This is a genomic window from Frankia sp. AiPs1, assembly GCF_023716945.1.
GTDB lineage: Bacteria > Actinomycetota > Actinomycetes > Frankiales > Frankiaceae > Frankia.
In genome coordinates, this window is sequence record NZ_JAMQQF010000972.1 from 1 (window position 1) to 1,260 (window position 1,260).

1 protein-coding gene is annotated in these 1,260 nt (G+C 74.0%); it reads left to right on the plus strand.

Translation table 11 applies throughout. From position 1 onward, the window contains the following. Positions 1-829 (plus strand): glutamate ABC transporter substrate-binding protein (locus ND748_RS32270; protein WP_251750055.1); only part of this gene is annotated, 829 nt, incomplete at its 5' end. Positions 830-1,260 lie beyond the last annotated feature (431 nt).

A 1,260-nucleotide genomic window follows, 5' to 3' on the forward strand; every position in this document is an offset into this window, starting at 1 on the left:
CAGGGTTGGGGGCTGCGGGGATCCGCAGGCGAGCCGGCGGCCACCGCCGGTGCCCCCGGCGCCCGGCGCGATGCCGGCCGGCACGTTCCTCGCGACGATCCAGCAACGCGGCTACCTGCGGGCCGCAGTGCTCGCCGACGTCCCCCCGTTCGGTTCGATCAACGCGTTCACCGGGCAGTTCGAGGGCTTCGACGTGGACCTGGCGAACCGCATCGGCCGGGCGATCTTCGGCACGGACGGGCACGTGCGGTTCCGCGCCACGACCTACGCCGAGCGCATCCCGGTGCTGCAGCGCGGGGACGTGGACATCGTCGTCGCGACCATGACGACGAACTGCGAGCGGCGCAGGCAGATCGACTTCTCCACCGTCTACTGGAACGAGACGCAGCGAGTGCTGGTCCCCGTCGGCTCACCCGCCCGCGGCCTGGCCGACCTCGGGGGCCGGCCGGTGTGCACCGCGGCGGGAACCACCACGGTGGACACCCTGCGCCGGGCGCCGTCGCACCCGCTGGTGCGGACCGTGCCGAACATCGCCGACTGCCTCGTGCTACTCCAGTCCGGCCAGGTCGCGGCGATCTCGACGACGAGCGCGACCCTCGCCGCGATGGCGGCGCAGGATCCCCGGGTGCACCTGGTCGGCCCGGTGCTGTCCACCGAGCCGGCCGCGATCGGCATCGCCCGCGGTCATCCGGAGCTGACCCGGTTCGTCAACGGCGTGCTGGCCGAGGTGCTTCGCGACGGAACCTGGACCTCGATGATCAATCGCTGGCTGCCGGCGCTGCGACCACCCCCGTCGGTGCCGATCCCCCGCTACACCGACGGCGGGTGACCCGGCGCCACGGCGAGATTTGCCCTGGTGGGATGCCTGTGCCGAATAGCATTCCAGGCCGGTGTCCCGGGCCAGGTGACGACAAGGCGACATCGGCCCTCGCACGGTGCTCCACCGCCTTACGATCAGTCGTCCCGTGGCGTCGGGCCGGCCCCCGGGGCGCCGTGACCGCCGCGGTTCACGGCGGTGGACGGCGCGGGTCCCCCGGTGGGCGGGACGGCGAGCGGGCAGGACGGTGCCCGACGGTGACGACCGGGGCGGTGATGCGCGCGGCATGACCGGCATGTCAGATGGCACGCGGACGGATGCCGTGCGGACAGGTGCCGTGTGGACGGGTGGCGTGTGGACGGGTGGCGTGTGGACGGGTGCCGCGTCGCGGGTGGCCGGATCGGGGTGTCGCCCGGCTGGCGCGCGTGCGCGCCGTTGCGCGC